An 18,072-nucleotide genomic window follows, 5' to 3' on the forward strand; every position below is an offset into this window, starting at 1 on the left:
GTTTCTGGGGATCAGTCTTTTCGAGGATACGGGGTATCTGGCCCGGGCGGCCTTCATCATGGATCGGGTCATGCACTCGCTGGGGCTGCACGGAAAGGCCTTTATCCCGCTGCTCATGGGTTTCGGATGTAACGTTCCGGCCATTATGGCCACCCGGACCATGGAGAACCCCCGGGAACGTCTGCTCACCATTCTCATCAATCCCCTCATGAGTTGCTCGGCCCGGTTTCCGGTTTATATCCTCTTTGCCGGGACCTTCTTCCGGGGGCACGAGACCCAGGTGGTGTTCGGGTTATATGCCCTGGGCATTATCATGGCGGCGGTGGTGGCCCGTTTCTTCGGACGGATCTTGGTCAAGGAGGAGGATCTTCCCTTCGTCCTGGAGCTTCCTCCCTATCGACTGCCCACCCTGCGGGGGCTCTTCTTTCATGTGTGGGATCGGACCCGGATCTATCTGCGCAAGATGGGTGGGGTGATCCTGGTGGCCTCGGTGCTTCTCTGGGCCTTTTCGGCCTTTCCCCGCACCGGAGGAAGGCCTCCGGAGCTTTCCCAGAGTTACATCGGAAAGGCCGGCCGGGTTCTGGAACCGGTTCTGGCTCCCCTGGGGTTCGACTGGCGGATGAGCGTGGCCCTGGTGACCGGGTTTGTGGCCAAGGAGGTGGTGGTTTCCTCGCTGGGGGTCCTTTACAAGGCCGGGGAGCAGACCACCCAGACCCTGGAGCAGGCCCTGCAGGCCTCGGGGCTTTCCCCGGCCGCGGCCCTGGCCTTTATGGTCTTCGTCTTGCTCTATGTGCCCTGTGTGGGTACCCTTATAGCCATCTGGAAGGAAACCGGAAGCCTCAAATACCCGCTGATAAACGTGGCTTATCAGTTAATCCTGGCCTGGGTGATGGCTTTTCTGGTCTATCGGCTGGGGCTTTTGTGGTTAGGTTAAAATCCGAGGAGGAAGGTCCATGCTGGATCTCAAAGTCCTGAGAGAGAGGCCTCAATGGGTGAAACAGCGGCTGGCAACCCGGGGAGGGGATTATCCCATAGAACGTATCCTGGACCTGGATACCCGAAGGCGACATCTCATTGCCGAGCTGGATCGCCTGCGACACGAACGCAAGACCCTTTCCGAGGAGATAGGGCGTCTCAAACGGCAGGGGCAGGATCCGGAGGATCTGGTCTCCCGGGTCAAGCTCCTGGGAGAGAGGATCAAGGCCCTGGAAGGAGAATTGCGGGAGGTGGAAGGAGAACAGAAGAGGCTGCTGCTCGAGTTGCCCAATCTTCCCCATGAAAGCGTTCCCGTGGGAGAGGACGAAAAGGACAACCAGGTGGTCAAACGCTGGGGGGATCTACCGCAGTTCGATTTCAAACCCCGTCCTCACTGGGAGATCGGGGTGGAACTGGGGATCCTGGATTTTGAACGGGCAGCCAAGATCACCGGTTCCAGATTTACCGTCTATTACGGGGCCGGGGCCCTCCTGGAGCGGGCTCTCATCAACTTTATGCTGGACCTTCATATCCGCAAACACGGCTACCGGGAGGTCCTGCCTCCTTTCATGGTGAATGAGGAAACCCTCATCGGAACCGGACAGCTTCCCAAGTTTAAGGAGGATCTCTTCAAGCTTGAGGACTGGGATTATTATCTCGTGCCCACCGCCGAGGTGCCGGTGACCAATCTCCACCGGGAAGAGATCCTGCCGGAGGAGGTTTTACCCCTTTATTACACCGCCTATACCCCCTGTTTCCGTTCCGAGGCCGGAGCCCACGGTCGGGACACCCGGGGGATCGTGCGACAGCATCAGTTCAACAAGGTGGAGCTGGTGAAGATCACCACCCCGGAGACCTCCTATCAGGAGCTGGAGAGTCTTCTTCTGGATGCCGAGGAGGTCTTGCAGCTTCTGGGGCTGCCCTATCGGGTGATGCTTCTGTGTACCGGGGATCTGGGTTTTTCCGCGGCCAAGACCTACGATATCGAGGTATGGGCCCCGGGGCAGGGACGTTTCGTGGAGATTTCCTCCTGTTCCAATTGTGAGGATTTTCAGGCCCGAAGGGCCAATATTCGTTATCGTCCCCGTTCCGGGGGCAAGCCCCGCTTTGTGCATACCCTGAACGGTTCGGGGCTGGCGGTGGGACGCACGGTTATGGCCATCCTGGAGAACTATCAGCAACCCGACGGATCGGTGGTGATTCCGGAGGTTCTGCGGCCCTACATGGGCGGCCTGGAGCGTATAACCAGGGAATAGAGGGTTGACAGGGCGCGGTTTAGCTTTATAGTTAGATCAAGCCCTACGGGCCTCTCAAGACTACCCACCTGAGGTGTCAGAAAGATTGGTTTCTTAAATCTCAAATTCTATCCAAAGGGGTGAGTTCTATGTCCCAGGAAGTCGCAGTTGGTGTCCAGGAACCCGAGACCCAAAAAGAGGTCGAGATCCTGGATCTTCGGGATCTGCGGAGGCGTCCGCTAACCGAACTGGTAACCCTGGCCGAGGAGATGGGGCTGGAGAATGTCTCCAGTCTGCGGAAGCAGGAACTGGTTTCGGCTATCGTAAGGGCCCATCTGGAAAGGGGAGGGGAGGTTCGAGCCGAGGGGGTGCTCGAGGTCCTGCCCGAGGGTTTCGGTTTCCTGCGGTTTCCAGAATATAGCTACCTTCCCGGGCCGGAGGATATCTATGTCTCCCCTTCCCAGATCCGGCGCTTCGGGCTGCGTACCGGGGACACCCTCCTGGGTTCCATCCGTCCCCCCAAGGAGGGAGAGAAGTACTTCGCCCTGCTCAAGATCGAAAAGATCAACTTTCAGTCCCCGGAGCAGGCCCGGTTGAGGGTGCCCTTTGACAGTCTTACCCCCATTTATCCCAACGAATGGCTGCGTCTGGAGACCGATCCGGACAATTTTTCCACCCGGATCATCGATCTCTTCTGTCCCATCGGTAAGGGGCAGCGCGGACTCATCGTGGCTCCGCCCCGCACCGGAAAGACCATGCTCCTTCAGAACATCGCCAACGGGATCGCCCGTAACTATCCGGACATCTATCTCATCATCCTCCTCATCGATGAACGTCCGGAGGAAGTGACGGACATGGAGCGCAACGTTCCCGCAGCCGAGGTAATCAGCTCCACCTTTGACGAGCCTCCGCAGCGACATACCCAGGTGGCTGAGATCGTGATCGAACGGGCCAAACGCCTGGTGGAACACGGTTACGATGTAGTCATCCTCCTCGACAGTCTCACCCGTCTGGCCCGGGCCTATAACACCGTGGTTCCCTCCAGCGGGAAGCTTCTTTCCGGAGGTATCGACGCCAACGCCCTCCATAAACCCAAGCGCTTTTTCGGAGCCGCGCGGAACATCGAGGAGGGAGGAAGCCTTACCATTATCGCCACCTGCCTCATCGATACCGGAAGCCGTATGGACGAGGTCATCTTCGAGGAGTTCAAGGGAACCGGAAACCTGGAGATCCATCTGGATCGGCGTCTGGCCGACCGTCGTATCTGGCCGGCCATAGATATCCATCATAGCGGTACCCGTAAGGAGGAACTGCTTTTGCCTCCGGAGATCCTGCACCGGGTCTGGCTCCTGCGCAAGGTGCTTTCTCCGCTGAGCCCGGTGGATTGCATGGAATTTTTGCTGGATAAGATGAAAGATACCCGCAGTAACGCCGAATTTCTGGCTTCCATGAATCAGTGAACTTGCGCACCGCTCCGACAGGGTTTAATAATTTAGCCTGAAAACGCAGCTACAGGGGAGGCGGAAATGAAAAAGGGAATCCATCCCGAGTATTATCCCGAGGCGGTGGTCCGCTGCGCCTGCGGAAACGAGTTTACCGTGGGGGCCACCCGTCCGGAGATACGGGTCGAGGTCTGTTCCAAGTGTCATCCCTTCTTTACCGGGGAACAGCGTTTTGTGGATACCGAGGGACGGGTGGAAAAATTTATGAAGAAATACGCGGAATACTATCAGAAACAGTCCTCCTGACCATGGCCCTTTCCGAGATCTATCTTTCCCGGCTGGCGGAAGTGGAACGTCGGTATCAGGAACTATCCGAGAAGCTCTCGGATCCGCAGATCTTTTCGGATCGGGAGCGTTATGCGCGGGTGGCGCGGGAACACGCGGAGCTTGAGCCGGTGGTGGAGGCCTATCGGGAATATCGCCGGGTCCTTAAGGAACTGGAGGAAAACCGGGAACTTCTCGGCGAGGGAGACGAGGAACTCCGGGAGCTGGCCCGGGAGGAGATCCGGACCCTGGAGGCCAGGCTGGAGGAACTGGAGAAGGAGATTCCGCTTCTTCTCCTGCCCAGGGACCCCAACGACGAAAAGAACGTCATCGTGGAGATTCGGGCCGGAGCCGGTGGGGAGGAGGCGGCTCTTTTTGCGGCCGATCTCCTGCGCATGTATCATCGTTACGCCGAACGCCGGGGGTGGAAGACGGAGATCCTTTCGGCCAACGAGACCGGGCTCGGGGGGTTCAAAGAGGTGATCATGCGTATCGAGGCCCGGGGGGCCTACAGTCGTCTCAAATACGAAAGTGGTGTACATCGGGTGCAGCGCATCCCGGTAACCGAGTCCGGGGGCCGTATCCATACCTCCACGGTTACGGTGGCGGTTTTGCCCGAAGCCGATGAGGTGGAGGTGGATATCCGGCCGGAAGATTTACGGATCGAGACCATGCGGGCCTCGGGGCACGGGGGCCAGCATGTAAACCGCACCGAAAGTGCGGTGCGTATTACCCATTTGCCCACCGGGATCACCGTTTATTGTGCCAACGAACGCAGTCAGCACCAGAACCGGGCCACGGCTATGCGGATCCTGCGGGCCCGTCTTTACGAGAAGGCCCTGCGGGAACAGGAGGAACGTATCCAGAGCGAACGGCGCAGTCAGGTGGGCACCGGGGAACGCAGCGAACGCATTCGGACCTACAACTTTCCCCAGAATCGGGTGACCGACCATCGGATAGGGCTCACCCTTTATCGCCTGGAGGAGGTGCTGGACGGGGACCTGGATGAGATCATCGATGCCCTTATCACCCATTTCCGGACCGAGGCCCTGAAGAAAGAGGAGGAAACCCTTTTGAGGCAGGCGGCATGATCGAGGCTTATCGGTTCGGGGAGATGGTGATTGAGGGGCGGGCCTATCGGCGTGATTTGAAGATCATCGAGGGGCGGGTGTATCCGGACTGGTGGCGCAAGGAAGGGCATCTTCTCCAGCCCGAGGATCTCGAGGATGTATGGGCCGCCCGGCCGGAGATCCTGGTGGTGGGGACCGGGGCCTCCGGGGTCATGCGGGTGGATCCCCGGGTGAAGGAAAAGGCCGCCTCCCTGGGTATAGAACTCGAGGCCTATCCCACCTCCCGGGCGGTGGAAAGGTTCAATCAACTTCAGGCCCAGGGGCGCCGGGTGGCCGGGGCTTTCCATCTGACCTGTTGAGGGAGGCCCGCAACCGGCCCGACGGACGAAAGATTATCCGTGTTCCCTGGGAACCTTTCCGGACCCGGAAGGTCCCGAACTCCCGAAAGCTGAGTCGTCCGTCCCGACGCAGAGCCAGGGTCATCTCTTCCAGCAGAACCCGCAGAAAGATCCGGGCCTTCTCCTGGCTCAAGCCGATCTCCCGGGCCAGCTCCCGCGAAAGCTCAAGGATGCCGGGCAAGATAGCGCTCCACCAGGGTACGGATTTTCTCCAGGGATACCGGCTTATAAAGTACTTCCAGGGGTGCGGAACGTTGTTCCAGTACCCGGGCAAAGAGCTCCGGCTGCACATAACCGGTAAGAATGATTACCGGGATCCGGGTACAGGAAGTCCTTAAAAGATCGCAGGCGTTTCCGTCCGGAAGGATACAATCGGAGATGACCAGATGGTAAAAGTAACGTTGACAGAGATCATAGGCCTCGGCCAGGGTGGAAGCCTGGTCGATGGATAAGCCCGGAAAGACCAGATTTAAATACTCCACCAGCTGTTCCCGGAAGAGGGCTTCATCTTCGATTACCAGGATTCGCCGGCTCATGATAGATTATTAAAGAACCCTTTTTCCACAGGAGGTAAGCGGTGGCGCAGATCCTTCCTCCCGATCTTTTAGAGCTTTTGGCCTGTCCCAAGTGTAAAGGAGAAGTCCAGCTCAGGGAAGATCCTCCGGGGCTGGTATGTAGGCGCTGCGATCTCTTTTATGAAATAAGGGACGGGATCCCGGTCATGCTCATCGAGGAGGCCAGGAGATATTCCGAGGTGGTGGGCGGTGAGTCATCCGGGCACACCTCCTGAGGCCCTTTATTTCGTGAGCGCCTTCGGTCGCGAGAAGGAGCTGGTTCTTAAGGCGGTGGAGGCGCTCAGCCGGAAACTGGGGCCGGTGAAGTTTACCTCGGAGTGGTGGCCTTTTGATTTCACCGATTACTACACCCCGGAGTTCGGAAAACCCCTGGTGAGAGCCTTTTTCTTCTTCGGTTTGCGTCCGCAGGAAGACCTGGTGCAGGTCAAGCACTGGGCCTATGCGGTGGAACAGGCCTTCTCCCAGGAAGGCAAGCGGAGGGTGAATCTGGATCCTGGATATCTCCTTCTTTCCCGGGTGGTGCTTTCCACCTTCAAGGATTTTGCCCATCGTCTTTATCTGGGGCAGGGAGTCTTTGCCGAGGTTACCCTGATCTTCCGCGGGGGGAGTTTCCGTCCTCTTCCCTGGACCTATCCGGACTATGCCCATCCGGCTACCCGGGACCTTTTCAACCGCATGCGGGAGGAGTATAAGAGACTTTTGAGATGCTCCTCGACTCCCATGGCCGGCGGATAACCTACCTGAGGGTTTCGGTTACCGATCGTTGCAATCTCCGGTGTCTTTATTGCAGTCGGCATCGTTTTCAATGGCTTCCTCCGGAGGAGATCCTGACCTACGAGGAGATAGCCCGGGTGGTGCGCGTGGCGGTGGAGCTGGGGGTGGAGAGGGTGCGCCTGACCGGCGGGGAGCCCCTTCTGCGACGCGGGCTTCCCGGCCTCATACGTATGCTGGCCGATATCGAGGGGCTGCGGGATTTATCTCTTACCACCAACGGGGTCCTTCTTTCCGACCTGGCTTCCGAGCTCAAGGCTGCCGGTCTGGCCCGGGTGAACGTAAGTCTGGACACTCTGGATCCGGAAAAATTCAAGCGTATCACCGGAATGGATGCCCTGGCGCGGGTCCTGGCCGGGGTGGAGGCGGCGCTGGCCCGGGGGTTGACCCCGGTGAAGATCAATACCGTGGTGGTGCGGGGCCTCAACGAGGAGGAGGTCCCGGAGATGGCCCGTCTCACCCTTTCCGAACCTTTGCACCTGCGCTTTATTGAATTCATGCCTATCGGGGAGGGGAACGAATGGGAGGATCGTTTCGTGGGGCTGGAGGAGGTGATGGAGAGGGTCCGGGAAGTGGGGGACCTTTTACCCGCGGAGGTGGAAGGAGGCGGCCCGGCCCGGATCTTTCGACTCCCCGGTGCCCGGGGCACGATAGGCTTCATTGCCGCCATATCCCGTCATTTCTGTGCCGCCTGCAACCGCCTGCGCCTTACCCCGGAGGGGCGGCTGCGTTTGTGTCTGTTTTCGGATCGGGAATTCGATCTGCGTCCTTATCTGCGGCGGGAGGAGGATCTCCGGCAGGCCCTGGCGGAGGCGGTGCGTCTCAAACCGGTTTCCCGAGCCGGGACCAGGCCCCGTCGGCTCATGCGCAGTATCGGGGGGTAATTGACAAACCCCCGGGATAGGGGCAATATCAGGTTTCAATCCCTAGAGGATTGCAGGTGATGGGTTTTCCTCCTATAAAACCGGCCCGAAGAACAGAGCGGATAGAATATGCGGTGCGGGATATCGTGCACACCGCGGAGGAGGCGGCTCGCCGGGGAAAGGAACTCCTCTTCCTGAACATAGGCGATCCCATCCAGTACGATTTTGTCACCCCGCGTCCCATTGTGGAGGCGGCCTGCAAGGCCATGTTCGAGAACCTCACCGGGTATTCGGCCTCGGCCGGGGTGGACGAGGCCATAGAGGCCATCCGGCGCGAAGCCCAGAGGGTGGGGATCGAACCGGTGGATATCTTCATCACCACCGGAGCCAGCGAGGCCATCGATTTTGCCCTCACCGCCCTGGTGAATAGCGGCGACAATGTTCTGGTGCCCTATCCCGGCTATCCCCTTTATACGGCCATTCTGGCCAAGCTCGAGGCCGAACCCAACCCCTATTACCTCCGGGAGGAGGCCGGATGGCAGCCCGATCCCGCGGAGATCGAGGCCAAGGTCAACGAGCGCACCCGGGCCATCGTGCTCATCAATCCCAACAACCCCACCGGAGCGGTGTTCGATCGGGAGGTTCTCCTGGAACTGGCGGAGATAGCCCGACGCCACCATCTGGTGATCCTCTCCGATGAGATTTACGACAAGCTGGTCTTCGATGGGGATAGCCATTTTCCCATTGCCGCCCTGGCCCCGGATGTCCCGGTGGTGACCTTTAACGGCCTTTCCAAGTGCTATCTGGCTCCGGGTTTTCGTATCGGATGGGGTATCGTTTCCGGCCCCCGCAGGGTGGTAAGCGAATATATCGAAGCCATCCATAAGCTGGCCCGGGCCCGGCTCTCCACCAGCCATCCCAAACAATACGCCATCCCGGTGGCCCTGGAAGGGGATCATGCCCATCTCCCGCCGGTGCTGGAAAAACTGCGTCGCCGCCGGGATCTCACCTACCGCTGGCTTAACCAGATCCCGGGTATCTCCTGCGTGAAACCCCGCGGGGCCTTCTATGCCTTCCCGCGGATCGAGTTTCCCGGGATTTCGGATCGGGAGTTCGTGCGGGAATTGATCCTCGAGACCGGGGTGGTGGTGGTCCACGGAAGCGGTTTCGGACAACCTCCGGGAACGGCGCACTTTCGGGTGGTTTTTCTTCCCCCGGAAGAGGTGCTGGAGAAGGCCTATACCCGTCTGGCGGAATTCGCGGAGAAGTTTTTCCGCAAACACGGGTTCATTTAGGGTTTTACCCCGGTATAGATGGTCACCACTCCCAGGGTAAGACTCTGGGCCCGAAGGGAGGAGAAGCCGCTTTCCTCCATCCAGGCCAGGACCACCTCCGGGGCGGGGAACTCATAGATGGAACGGGCCAGATAGCGATAGGCTTCCGGATCCCCGGTGAGCCATCCTCCCAGAAAAGGCATATACCGGAAGAGATAGAAGCGATAGAGGGGGGCAAAGAGGGGGTTTTTCGGACGCGAAAATTCCAGAATGGCCAGTTTTCCCCCGGGTTTCAGTACCCGGTAGATCTCGTGAAGCCCCTTTTTGGGGCGGGAGAGATTGCGCAGCCCGAAGGCCATGGTGGCTCCGTAGAAGGTATGGGCCGGGAAGGGTAGATCCTCGGCATCGCCGCATACCGGGCGGAGGAAGGGAAAGTAAGGGCTCTGGCGATGCCGGAAGATTCCGTAAAAGAGCATCTCCGGGGTCAGGTCCAGGGCCACCACCGTGCGGGGCCTCTGACGGATCAATTCCAGGGAAAGGGCCATGGTCCCGGCACAGAGATCAAGGAGCGGCCCGGCGTATTCCCGGAGTTCCGCGGCGGTCTTCTTCCTCCAGCTGGCGTCCCGTCCCAGGCTTCCCAGAGTGTTTACCAGGTCGTAACGGCGGGTAACCCGGGAAAACTTTTCCTTGACGAAGTCCCTTTTTTTCATGGCCATTCGGTAAAGCGCAACTCCGGCACCCCGGGGATTTCTCCCCTTCGGGCCAGATGGGAAAAGAAGACCCGCAGGGCCTCCTGTTTACGTCCGGACAGATCATATTCCAGACCGCGCAGATAGTTAAGGGCTTCGTCGGCGGTAAGTCCAGGTGGACGCAGATCGAGAAGGGCCTCCAGGCGGGCCAGTCCGACGGCCCGGGAAAGATAAAAGGCCTCGGCCACCCTGCGCACCAGTTCCGGATATCTCTCCGCGGTTTCCTTCCGTACCGCCAGGACAGCGAAAACAAAGGGCAGGCCGGTCTTTTCTATCCATACTCCTCCCAGATCCAGGATGCCGGGAAAGGGAGGGGCCTTGCGCAGGATCAGGGCCTCGTCGCCGATGGCCAGGTACCCCGCGGCCCCTTTCTGCGGTTTTCCGAAAAGATAAAAGGGCTTCAGGCCATAGAAGTCTTCCAAGAGCAGACGAAGCAGGGCCACCGAGGTGGCGCTTTCCGGGGTGAGGGTGATCAGTTTTTGGGAGAGTTCCTCGAGTTTTCCCCGGTAAAAGAGCAACACGCTTTCCACCCGTCCGGTGGTGCTTATGGAGAGATCCGGGAGCAGCCGGAGATCTTCCGGATACTGGGCATAGAGGAGGGAGGATACCAGGCCGGCCTCCAGGTCTCCGGAAAGAATCATGCGATTGAGCACCGCCGGAGGAGCGAAAATCACCTCTACCCTGGAGGGGAGGAGCCGGGGCAGGAGGTATCTCAGGGGAGCGGTGTTGAAGTATTCTACCAGTCCGACCCTAAAACGGAGCATAGAGACGCACCTCCACCGTTTTGGGGCCTTCTATGAAGGACCGGAGCGGCTCGGGGCCTTGCAGGGCCCCGGACACGGCGATCATTTCCGCCCGGTATCCCGGGCTGATGGCTCCCATATCCCTCTTCCCCAGAGCCTGGGCCCCCCACAGGGTGGCCATGGTAAGATAGGTCTCCGGAGCCACGTCCGGATAAGCGTGATAGAGGGCCTCCATCTCCGCCCACACGGAGAGCCGATCGTTGCTGGCCAGGCTATCGGTTCCCAGACAGGGCTTGAGCCCTGCGGCCAGAATCTGCGGAAGAGGGGGAAGCCCCACCCCCAGGAAGATGTTGCTTCGCGGACACAGACAGGGCCGAATCCTCCTTCGGGCCAGGATCTCCAGATCCGCCGGAGTTACCTGGACCACGTGCACGCAGATGGTGTGTTCGTCGAGTACCCCCAGGCGTTCCAGGTAGGCCACCGGGGAGAGGCCCGGGGCCTCGAAGCCGGGATGAAACTGGCCCCGTTCCTCCAGCAGGGCCCGGATAGGTCCGCTCCCCTCGGCCAGGAACAGGGTTTCCTCCGGAGACTCGGCCACGTGAATGGAAAAGGGACGCCCCCTGGCCCGGGTCCAGCTTTTGATGGCCTGAATGAGTACCGGAGATACGGTATAGGGGGCATGCGGAGAAAGGGCGTAAACTATGCGGCGGCCGGAGGAACGTTCCAGAAACTGTTTGATCTCCGCTTTTCCACGAAAATCGATGATTTCCCGGAAATAGACGGCATGAAAGGGGGATTCGTGCAAGAGCCCCAGGGTGATGCCGGTGTTCCCCACCTCTCCCAGAAGTCCCACCCCCTCCTGCCAGAGTTCGTCCAGGGCTTCGGCCGCGGCCTGACGCAGGTCCTCCAGGGAGAGTTCCACCCGTTTGCGGATGAGGGAACGCACCCAGGTGATGAAGGAGCCGGTGGGGGTGAGACGGAAGCGCAGGGCCGAGAGTTCGAGGTGGGTATGCGCATTGGTCAGGGCGGGAAGGAGCAGGACCTCGCCCAGATCCACCCGGCGCCCCCGGAAGGTGCGTTTGAGTTCGGGGTAAGGACCCAGATCCACGATGCGTCCCCGACGCACCTCCACCGCTCCGTCCTCGAGCAAAGTACCCCGGGCGGTGAAGATCATGCGGGCCCGCACAAGAACCGGCTCGTGGGAAAGAGGGAACTCTTCCATTACTCAAGAAGGGTGTAATCCATACGTCTTCGTCGGGGTTCATATCCCGCCGCCCGGATGATGCGGCGGATCTCTTCTTCGGAAAGCCGGTGGGAGACCCCGGTGGCTGCCACTACATTTTCTTCGATCATGGTGCTTCCGAAATCGTTGGCCCCGAATTCCAGGGCCACCTGGGCCACTTTGGGGCCCTGGGTTACCCAGGAGGCCTGGAGATTGGGGATGTTGTCCAGCACGATGCGGGAGACAGCCAGCGTTTTCAGGTATTCCACCGGGGTGGTTTTGGGGGTGGAAAGGGCGGTGTTGCCGGGCTGAAAGGGCCAGGGAATGAAGGCGGTAAAGCCCCCGGTTTCGTCCTGAAGCTCCCGCAGGCGCAGGAGGTGTTCCACCCGGTCGGAGAGGGTCTCTATGTGTCCGAACATCATGGTGGCCGTGGTCCGGAGCCCCAGCTTATGGGCCGTACGCATGACCATCAGCCATTCTTCGGCGGTGCATTTCCGGGGAGAAAGGCGCTGGCGTACCCGATCCACCAGGATTTCCGCTCCTCCTCCGGGAATGGAATCCAGCCCCGCGGCAATGAGGCGCCGCAGGACCTCCTCCACCGAAATTCCCTCCAGCCGGGAGAGGAAGATGATCTCCGGCGGGGAAAAGGCGTGTACATGGACCTGGGGAAAGCGTTCCTTGATAAAGGAGAGCATCTCCTCATAGAAGGAGAGGGGAAGATCCGGGTGCAAACCGCCCTGCAGAAGGATCTGGTATCCTCCCAGGGCCAGGGTTTCTTCTATCTTCCGGGCCAGTTCCTCCCGGGATAGCACATACCCTTCCGGGTCCCCGGGAGGGCGATAGTAGGCACAAAACTTACATCCCGACACACAGACATTGGTGTAATTGATGTTCCGATCCACCACATAGGTGACGATGGGTTCGGGATGGAGGCGTCGACGTACCTCCCGGGCCAGCATCCCCAGCTCGAAGAGATCCAGCTCGAAGAGGGCCAGGGCCTCCTCACGCCCGATCCGTTCCCCGGCCAGTATCTTTTGGGTCAGATTCATGCGTGGACCTCACCGGAAGTTAGGATTACAATTACCCCCCGGAATGGGAACCGTCAAACCGGAAACGTCCCGGCGCAACGAATGGCCCCCGGAGGACTGGCGGGGCCGGTTTTATTTGGCCGATCTTCACGTGCACAGTCGCTACAGCCGGGCCACCAGCCGGGATATGCACCTTCCGGTCCTGGCCCGTACCGCCCGGGAGAAGGGCCTTCAGCTGGTGGGCACCGGGGATTTCACCCATCCGGATTACTTCCGCGAACTGTGCGAGCTTCTGGAACCCGCTCCGGAGGAAGGGCTCTACGTGTACCGCGAGGACCCGGAAGGGCCCCGTTTTATCCTCTCGGCCGAGGTCTCCAATATCTTTTCCCAGGGTCATCGTCGTAACCGCCGCATTCATACCCTGATCCTGGCCCCCTCCCTGGAGGTGGTGCGCGAGATCAATCTGGCCCTTTCCCGTCTGGGGGACCTTTCCGCGGACGGACGCCCTACCTTCGGTTTCCCGGTCAAAAAACTGGTGCGCCTTCTGCGGGAGATCTCTCCGGAGATACTCTTTATTCCGGCTCATGCCTGGACCCCCTGGTACTCCGTGTTCGGGGCCTTTTCGGGCTTTGATTCCGTGGAGGAATGTTTCGAGGAGGAGGCCGAACACATCCATGCCCTGGAGACCGGGTTGTCCTCCGATCCGGAGATGAACTGGAGGGTCTCGGCCCTGGATCGCTATACCCTGGTTTCCAACTCCGACGCCCACTCTCCCTCCAAGCTGGGGCGTGAGGCCAACGCCTTCTGGTATCCCATGAGTTATCCCGCCCTTTCCCAGGCCCTGCGCACCGGTAATCTGGCCTTTACCCTGGAATTTTATCCCGAGGAGGGCAAGTATCACTTCGACGGGCACCGGAGCTGCGGGATCTATCTTTCGCCCTCGGAGACCCGGCGCCACGGAGGGGTCTGTCCGGTGTGCGGAGGGAGGCTTACGGTGGGGGTCATGCATCGGGTGGAGGAACTGGCGGATCGTCCCGAGGGTTTCCGTCCCCCGGGAAAGCCCCTTTCCGTGCATCTGGTCCCCCTGGAGGAGATCATCGCCGAGGCCCTGGGGGTGGGTTCCCAGAGCAAGAGGGTAAAGAAGACCTATCGCCAGCTTATAGAACTGGGGGGAAGCGAATTTTCTCTTCTCCTGGAGAAGGATCTTTCGGAACTGGCGGAGTTCGTGCCGGAAAGAATTCTGGAAGGGATACGCCGGGTGCGCGAGGGCCGGGTCTATGTGCGCCCGGGCTACGACGGGGTCTATGGGGTGGTCTCCATCTTTACCCCCGAGGAGGGCTCGAGCGGGGATCAGGGTCCGCGGCAGCAGAGTCTTTTCTGAAACCCGGGGATCCTCCGGATAGGGCTTCCTTCAGGTCAAAGCCGGTGGGTTTCTGGAAGATCCGGACCTCGAATTCCGGGGCTGCGGCCAGGATGTGATCAAAGATATCCGCCTGAACCTTTTCGTAAGGGACCCAGCGAGTGTCGGCCACGAAACAATAGACCTCCAGGGGCAGGCCCTCCGGGGTGGGCTGGAGCTGGCGGACCATCAGGGTCATATCCTTCCGGATCAGGGGATGGGCCTTGAGATATTCCTCGATATAGATGCGGAAGGTCCCCAGGTTGGTCAGACGCCGGCCGTTCAGAGGCGAGGCCGCGGTGTCGATCCCCAGACGACGATTGTATTCCTCGATCTCCCGAAGCTTGTTCTCCAGATAATCCCGTAGAAGATGGACCCGCCGCAGGCGTTCCAGGAGTTCTCCCTCCAGGAAGCGGACCGAGGTTTGATCCACCAGGATGTGGCGTTTGATGCGCCTTCCCCCGGCCCTTTCCATGCCCCGCCAGTTCTTGAAGGATTCCTCCATGAGCCGATAGGTGGGGATGGAGACGATGGTCTTGTCCCAGTTCTGAACCAGGACGTTATAGAGGGTCATCTCGATGACCTCACCGTCGGCTCCGAACTGCGGGGCCTCGATCCAGTCGCCGATGCGGATGAGGTCCTGCCCGATGATCTGGATGCTGGCCACAAAGGAAAGCAGGGTATTCCGGAAGATCAGGAGAAGGACCGCACTGAGGGCTCCCAGCCCGGAGAGGAGCACCCAGGGAGAACGGTTGAGCAGGGCACACACCGCCACGATGCCGGCGGAGATCCAGACCAGGAACTTCAGGATCTGGATGTAACCGCGAATGGGGTGTCGGCGGGCCAGGGGCAGGCGGTGATAGAGCTCCAGGATGACGGAAAGGCTGCGGGTGATGATGAGGGCCACCGCCGGGGCCAGGAGGATTTCCACCAGCTTGGTGAGAAAACCCGCCAGGGGAGGAACGAACCTGGCCCCGTAATAGAGCACCGAAAGGGGCACCAGATAAGCCAGGGCCGAAAAGACTCCGTATTTTACCAGCAGATCATCCACATCGGTGCGGGAGCGCTCCGCCAGGCGATGAATGAAACGGACCAGGAGATGCCGGGTGAGCCAGTAAGAAAGCGCGGCGGAGAGGACGACCAGGGCCAGCCTGAGTAAAATAAGGGCCTCCGGGGATAATCCTTGAAGTTTCATGAGAAGAAGGAGGACTTGAGGTTCTCCACCTTTTCGAAGGTCTCCACGATGGCCGGAAAGAGGTCCTTTTCCGAGACCCGGGCGGCTTCCAGCAGACCTTCGGGGAGGTGGTAGGCAAAGGTATCCAGCCCGGCCCCGATACCCATGAGATTGACCAGGGCATTGGAAAGGGCGGTGAGAGCGGCCAGATGGGACTGGATCATAAGACTTTCATCGTGATGGGCCCGGACGGCAAAATAGACCTCCTTGGGGAACTTCCACCTCCGCAGGAGTTCGGCCCCCACGATGGCATGGTCCGCTCCCAGGACCATCCACTCCGCCTGCATGAAGGTAAGGTCGGGATTTTCGGCCAGGACCTTGGCCAGTTCCTGGATCTCCCCCTCCACATAGAGCCCCAGGACGATCTTTCCGATATCGTGAAGCAGGGCCGCGGTGTAGAGGTTTTCCGGGCGATGGAGCCCGGCCCTCCGGGCCAGGATCTCGGCCATGAGACCACAGGCCAGGGAATGCATCCAGATATCCTGGGGCGAGAGATTATAACCCTTGATGGGCTCCCGGAGATATTCTCCCAGACAGGAGGCGATGAGCACGAATTTGATCTGGTTGATGCCCAGCAGGGAGAAGGCCTGAAGAAGGGAGTTTACCCGGCGCGGAAGCCCGAAGGCCGCGGAATTGACCAGTTTCAAGAAATTGGCGGTTATGGCTGCATCGTGACGGACCACCCTTTCCAGTTCGCGAAAATCGACCCGGTCTTCCTCCTGAAGCATGTGCAGGGCCCGCTGCGCCGTCTCCGGAAAATTGGGGATTCGATCCACCTTGCGAAATATTTCGTCCAGAATAGGAGCTTCCCGATTCACCAGCTTTCCACCTGATCCAGGGTATGAACGCGGATACCGCCTTTCAGGGAGACCTCCATCCTCTGGGGAAAGGGCAATCCGGCCTTTTCGGCCAGGGGAAGGATGCCCAGGCGTCGCAGGAAAAATCGGGCCGCGGCGAGGTTCTTGCTTCCTATGTCCAGCCAGCGGGGGGATTTCTTGAAACGTCCGCCCCCGGCCACCACCACCTTGGCCCGGGAGGGATCTCCGCCCTGTTTTTTGAATTCCTCCACCAACAGGGGTAACCCCTCTTCGGCGAAAAAGGCCGGGAACCCCTCCGGGGTCTTCAGACCGCGTTTTTCCGGAAGGACATATTCCACCAGGGCCGCCACACCGCTTTCCTGGTCCAGAAACCCTACCGCTACACAGGCTCCCAGATTCTTGGTGTAAAGAACCTCCTCGGCGGAGCGGGTGATGCGGAAGGTGCCCTGTTCCACCAGCAAGGGTTTCATGTTTCCTATCTTGGCTTATTCTTCAAGGATTCGCAAGACTTTGGTGGGGGGCACCACCACCTCCAGGCGATCGATTTCCGCCAGCGCCTGACGGACCTCCTTTTCCCGGGCCTCATGGGTGAGCATCACGATGGGAACCGGGCCGTGTTCGGTGCGTCCCTTCTGGATCACCGAGGCGATGCTTATCCCGTGTTGTCCCAGGACACCGGAGATCTGGGAGAGTACCCCCGGACGATCCACCGCGGAAAACCGGAAATAGTATCGGGAAACCACTTCCTCCTGGGGTTTCAGGCTCAGGGGAGCCTCGCGGAAGAGGATGGGGGTGGGGCGAGCCCCGGAAAGGATGAGTCGGGCCGCGTCCAGCAGATCGGCCACCACGGCGCTGGCAGTGGGTTCAGCCCCGGCCCCCAGTCCGTAAAGAAAGACCCGCCCCACAAAATCGCCCTCCAGGAAGAATCCGTTATAGGCCCCCCGTACCGAGGCCAGTACATGGTCCTCGGGAATCAGGGTGGGATGTACCCTTACCTCCACCCTTCCCTCCTCCTCCCGGGCGATGGCCAGAAGCTTGAGACAGTACCCGAACTCCCGGGCGAAGACCAGGTCCTGGGGATCCACCCCGATAATGCCTTCCTCGTGGATGCGGTCCGCGGGCACGAAACTACCGTAAGCCAGGGTGGCCAGGATAGCCAGCTTGTGGACCGAATCCCTTCCGGAAAGATCCAGCTGGGGATCGGCCTCGGCAAAGCCCCGCTCCTGGGCCTCCCTCAGGGCCTGTTCGAAGGAAAGCCCCTCTTCGCTCATGCGGGTGAGGATATAGTTACAGGTGCCGTTTACGATGGCGGTAAGACGGCGGATCCGGTTGGCGGAAAGACTCTCGCGGAGGGTCTTCACGATGGGGACCCCTCCTCCCACCGCGGCCTCGAAAAAGAGACCCTTTCCCGCGGTTTCCGCGGCCTCAAAGATCTCCGGACCGTGCTCGGCCAGCACGGCCTTGTTGGCGGTCACCACGTGTTTGCCCTGCCGCAGCGCGGAAAGAAGATAGGTGCGCGCCGGTTCGATGCCACCCATCAATTCGCAGACGATATCCACCTCCCGGGCTTCGAGCACCTCCCGGGGATCGGTGGTGAGGATCTCCCGGGGGACACTGGCCCGGCGGGGTTTGTTCGGGTCCCGAATCAGGATCTTGCGCACGGTGAGGCGCACCCCGGTCTTGCGGGCCAGGAAATCCCGGTTGCGGGTCAGAAGTTCCCAGACCCCGGAACCCACCACTCCCAGTCCCAGTAATCCCACTCCGACCTCGCGCATCAGGCCACCTCCGAAAGTTTCAGCCTTTCGGCCCAGCGTTCCTCGAGGATCTCTTTCAGGGGTTGATGCTCCGGGCGGGAGAGGGTGGGGTCTTCCTCCAGCAGACGGAAGGCTTCCTCCCGGGCCGCCAGTAACATGTCGTAATCCCGCACCAGGTCCGCCCGTCGAAATTCAAGA

General features: G+C 60.1%; 21 protein-coding genes. 11 read left to right on the top strand and 10 right to left on the bottom strand.

The features are described 5' to 3' along the window. From feoB to F8J34_RS03195, 6 genes are all read left to right on the top strand, one after another. Window positions 1–934 (top strand): ferrous iron transport protein B (feoB, locus tag F8J34_RS03170; protein ID WP_297056451.1); only part of this gene is annotated, 934 nt, incomplete at its 5' end. 19 nt (window positions 935–953) lie between these two features. Next, the gene (gene serS / locus F8J34_RS03175) at window positions 954–2,231 is read left to right on the top strand and encodes a serine--tRNA ligase (protein ID WP_297056453.1); all 1,278 of its coding nucleotides are present in this window, start codon (window positions 954–956) and stop codon (window positions 2,229–2,231) included. A gap of 188 nt (window positions 2,232–2,419) precedes the next feature. Then, entirely contained in the window at window positions 2,420–3,670 is a 1,251-nt protein-coding gene (gene rho, locus F8J34_RS03180) for a transcription termination factor Rho (RefSeq protein WP_297056489.1), read from the top strand. Window positions 3,671–3,736: 66 nt separating this feature from the next. Continuing rightward, entirely contained in the window at window positions 3,737–3,958 is a 222-nt protein-coding gene (gene rpmE / locus F8J34_RS03185; RefSeq protein WP_297056455.1) for a 50S ribosomal protein L31, read from the top strand. A gap of 2 nt (window positions 3,959–3,960) precedes the next feature. After that, window positions 3,961–5,067, top strand: a complete 1,107-nt coding sequence (prfA, locus tag F8J34_RS03190) for a peptide chain release factor 1 (protein WP_297056457.1) — start codon at window positions 3,961–3,963, stop codon at window positions 5,065–5,067. Next, window positions 5,064–5,405 (top strand): Mth938-like domain-containing protein, encoded by a 342-nt coding sequence (locus F8J34_RS03195; RefSeq protein WP_297056459.1) that lies wholly within the window; start codon window positions 5,064–5,066, stop codon window positions 5,403–5,405. Before prfA ends, F8J34_RS03195 begins: the two co-directional genes overlap by 4 nt. Here the strand turns inward: F8J34_RS03195 and F8J34_RS09745 are convergent. Both F8J34_RS09745 and F8J34_RS03200 read right to left on the bottom strand, forming a co-directional pair. Continuing rightward, window positions 5,347–5,718 (bottom strand): HU family DNA-binding protein, encoded by a 372-nt coding sequence (locus F8J34_RS09745; RefSeq protein WP_363315408.1) that lies wholly within the window; start codon window positions 5,716–5,718, stop codon window positions 5,347–5,349. The two genes, F8J34_RS03195 and F8J34_RS09745, sit on opposite strands and share 59 nt — an antisense overlap. Further along, window positions 5,609–5,980 carry a response regulator gene (locus F8J34_RS03200; RefSeq protein ID WP_297056461.1) on the bottom strand — a complete coding sequence of 124 codons (372 nt, stop codon included), beginning with the start codon at window positions 5,978–5,980 and terminating at the stop codon, window positions 5,609–5,611. The genes F8J34_RS09745 and F8J34_RS03200 overlap by 110 nt, the downstream gene beginning before the upstream one ends. A gap of 41 nt (window positions 5,981–6,021) precedes the next feature. On the opposite strand from F8J34_RS03200, the gene F8J34_RS03205 reads away from it, so the two are divergent. From F8J34_RS03205 to F8J34_RS03220, 4 genes are read left to right on the top strand one after another with little or no spacing between them, the layout of a single operon-like run. After that, the gene (locus F8J34_RS03205; RefSeq protein ID WP_297056463.1) at window positions 6,022–6,234 is read left to right on the top strand and encodes a Trm112 family protein; all 213 of its coding nucleotides are present in this window, start codon (window positions 6,022–6,024) and stop codon (window positions 6,232–6,234) included. Further along, window positions 6,209–6,754 (top strand): DUF4416 family protein, encoded by a 546-nt coding sequence (locus F8J34_RS03210; protein ID WP_297056465.1) that lies wholly within the window; start codon window positions 6,209–6,211, stop codon window positions 6,752–6,754. The genes F8J34_RS03205 and F8J34_RS03210 overlap by 26 nt, the downstream gene beginning before the upstream one ends. Continuing rightward, window positions 6,724–7,674 (top strand): GTP 3',8-cyclase MoaA, encoded by a 951-nt coding sequence (gene moaA, locus F8J34_RS03215; RefSeq protein ID WP_297056467.1) that lies wholly within the window; start codon window positions 6,724–6,726, stop codon window positions 7,672–7,674. The genes F8J34_RS03210 and moaA overlap by 31 nt, the downstream gene beginning before the upstream one ends. A gap of 59 nt (window positions 7,675–7,733) precedes the next feature. Then, entirely contained in the window at window positions 7,734–8,948 is a 1,215-nt protein-coding gene (locus F8J34_RS03220; RefSeq protein ID WP_297056469.1) for an aminotransferase class I/II-fold pyridoxal phosphate-dependent enzyme, read from the top strand. Here the strand turns inward: F8J34_RS03220 and F8J34_RS03225 are convergent. Genes F8J34_RS03225 through mqnC form a run of 4 tightly spaced genes read right to left on the bottom strand, consistent with a single transcriptional unit; the run spans window position 8,945 to window position 12,690 of the window. Further along, the gene (locus tag F8J34_RS03225; RefSeq protein WP_297056471.1) at window positions 8,945–9,643 is read right to left on the bottom strand and encodes a ubiquinone/menaquinone biosynthesis methyltransferase; all 699 of its coding nucleotides are present in this window, start codon (window positions 9,641–9,643) and stop codon (window positions 8,945–8,947) included. The genes F8J34_RS03220 and F8J34_RS03225 overlap by 4 nt on opposite strands. Then, on the bottom strand, window positions 9,634–10,440 hold the full coding sequence (locus tag F8J34_RS03230) for a menaquinone biosynthesis protein (RefSeq protein ID WP_297056473.1): 807 nt from the start codon (window positions 10,438–10,440) through the stop codon (window positions 9,634–9,636). The genes F8J34_RS03225 and F8J34_RS03230 overlap by 10 nt, the downstream gene beginning before the upstream one ends. Then, window positions 10,427–11,641 carry an amidohydrolase family protein gene (locus F8J34_RS03235; protein WP_297056475.1) on the bottom strand — a complete coding sequence of 405 codons (1,215 nt, stop codon included), beginning with the start codon at window positions 11,639–11,641 and terminating at the stop codon, window positions 10,427–10,429. Before F8J34_RS03235 ends, F8J34_RS03230 begins: the two co-directional genes overlap by 14 nt. Further along, window positions 11,641–12,690, bottom strand: a complete 1,050-nt coding sequence (mqnC, locus tag F8J34_RS03240; RefSeq protein WP_297056477.1) for a cyclic dehypoxanthinyl futalosine synthase — start codon at window positions 12,688–12,690, stop codon at window positions 11,641–11,643. Before mqnC ends, F8J34_RS03235 begins: the two co-directional genes overlap by 1 nt. A gap of 43 nt (window positions 12,691–12,733) precedes the next feature. Here mqnC and F8J34_RS03245 point away from each other — a divergent pair, with 43 nt between their 5' ends. Beyond that, on the top strand, window positions 12,734–14,050 hold the full coding sequence (locus F8J34_RS03245; protein WP_297056479.1) for an endonuclease Q family protein: 1,317 nt from the start codon (window positions 12,734–12,736) through the stop codon (window positions 14,048–14,050). Here the strand turns inward: F8J34_RS03245 and F8J34_RS03250 are convergent. Genes F8J34_RS03250 through F8J34_RS03265 form a run of 4 tightly spaced genes read right to left on the bottom strand, consistent with a single transcriptional unit; the run spans window position 13,992 to window position 17,895 of the window. Continuing rightward, the gene (locus F8J34_RS03250; RefSeq protein WP_297056481.1) at window positions 13,992–15,263 is read right to left on the bottom strand and encodes a mechanosensitive ion channel family protein; all 1,272 of its coding nucleotides are present in this window, start codon (window positions 15,261–15,263) and stop codon (window positions 13,992–13,994) included. The two genes, F8J34_RS03245 and F8J34_RS03250, sit on opposite strands and share 59 nt — an antisense overlap. After that, window positions 15,260–16,120 carry an HDOD domain-containing protein gene (locus F8J34_RS03255; protein ID WP_297056483.1) on the bottom strand — a complete coding sequence of 287 codons (861 nt, stop codon included), beginning with the start codon at window positions 16,118–16,120 and terminating at the stop codon, window positions 15,260–15,262. The genes F8J34_RS03250 and F8J34_RS03255 overlap by 4 nt, the downstream gene beginning before the upstream one ends. Beyond that, on the bottom strand, window positions 16,117–16,590 hold the full coding sequence (locus F8J34_RS03260) for a chemotaxis protein CheD (protein ID WP_297056485.1): 474 nt from the start codon (window positions 16,588–16,590) through the stop codon (window positions 16,117–16,119). The genes F8J34_RS03255 and F8J34_RS03260 overlap by 4 nt, the downstream gene beginning before the upstream one ends. 15 nt (window positions 16,591–16,605) lie before the next feature. Next, complete coding sequence (locus F8J34_RS03265; protein WP_297056487.1) at window positions 16,606–17,895, bottom strand: homoserine dehydrogenase; 1,290 nt, start codon at window positions 17,893–17,895, stop codon at window positions 16,606–16,608. Window positions 17,896–18,072 lie beyond the last annotated feature (177 nt).

Source organism: Thermosulfurimonas sp. (assembly GCF_015491435.1).
GTDB lineage: Bacteria > Desulfobacterota > Thermodesulfobacteria > Thermodesulfobacteriales > Thermodesulfobacteriaceae > Thermosulfurimonas_A.

Coding starts and splice junctions, on each gene's coding strand:
- F8J34_RS03220 (WP_297056469.1), top strand. CDS start 7,734: ATGGGTTTTCCTCCTATAAAACCGGCCCGAAGAACAGAGCGGATAGAA.
- prfA (WP_297056457.1), top strand. CDS start 3,961: ATGGCCCTTTCCGAGATCTATCTTTCCCGGCTGGCGGAAGTGGAACGT.
- F8J34_RS03200 (WP_297056461.1), bottom strand. CDS start 5,980: ATGAGCCGGCGAATCCTGGTAATCGAAGATGAAGCCCTCTTCCGGGAA.
- moaA (WP_297056467.1), top strand. CDS start 6,724: ATGCTCCTCGACTCCCATGGCCGGCGGATAACCTACCTGAGGGTTTCG.
- F8J34_RS03225 (WP_297056471.1), bottom strand. CDS start 9,643: ATGGCCATGAAAAAAAGGGACTTCGTCAAGGAAAAGTTTTCCCGGGTT.
- serS (WP_297056453.1), top strand. CDS start 954: ATGCTGGATCTCAAAGTCCTGAGAGAGAGGCCTCAATGGGTGAAACAG.
- F8J34_RS03265 (WP_297056487.1), bottom strand. CDS start 17,895: ATGCGCGAGGTCGGAGTGGGATTACTGGGACTGGGAGTGGTGGGTTCC.
- F8J34_RS03235 (WP_297056475.1), bottom strand. CDS start 11,641: ATGGAAGAGTTCCCTCTTTCCCACGAGCCGGTTCTTGTGCGGGCCCGC.
- F8J34_RS03195 (WP_297056459.1), top strand. CDS start 5,064: ATGATCGAGGCTTATCGGTTCGGGGAGATGGTGATTGAGGGGCGGGCC.
- F8J34_RS03230 (WP_297056473.1), bottom strand. CDS start 10,440: ATGCTCCGTTTTAGGGTCGGACTGGTAGAATACTTCAACACCGCTCCC.
- F8J34_RS03260 (WP_297056485.1), bottom strand. CDS start 16,590: ATGAAACCCTTGCTGGTGGAACAGGGCACCTTCCGCATCACCCGCTCC.
- F8J34_RS03245 (WP_297056479.1), top strand. CDS start 12,734: ATGGGAACCGTCAAACCGGAAACGTCCCGGCGCAACGAATGGCCCCCG.
- rpmE (WP_297056455.1), top strand. CDS start 3,737: ATGAAAAAGGGAATCCATCCCGAGTATTATCCCGAGGCGGTGGTCCGC.
- mqnC (WP_297056477.1), bottom strand. CDS start 12,690: ATGAATCTGACCCAAAAGATACTGGCCGGGGAACGGATCGGGCGTGAG.
- F8J34_RS03250 (WP_297056481.1), bottom strand. CDS start 15,263: ATGAAACTTCAAGGATTATCCCCGGAGGCCCTTATTTTACTCAGGCTG.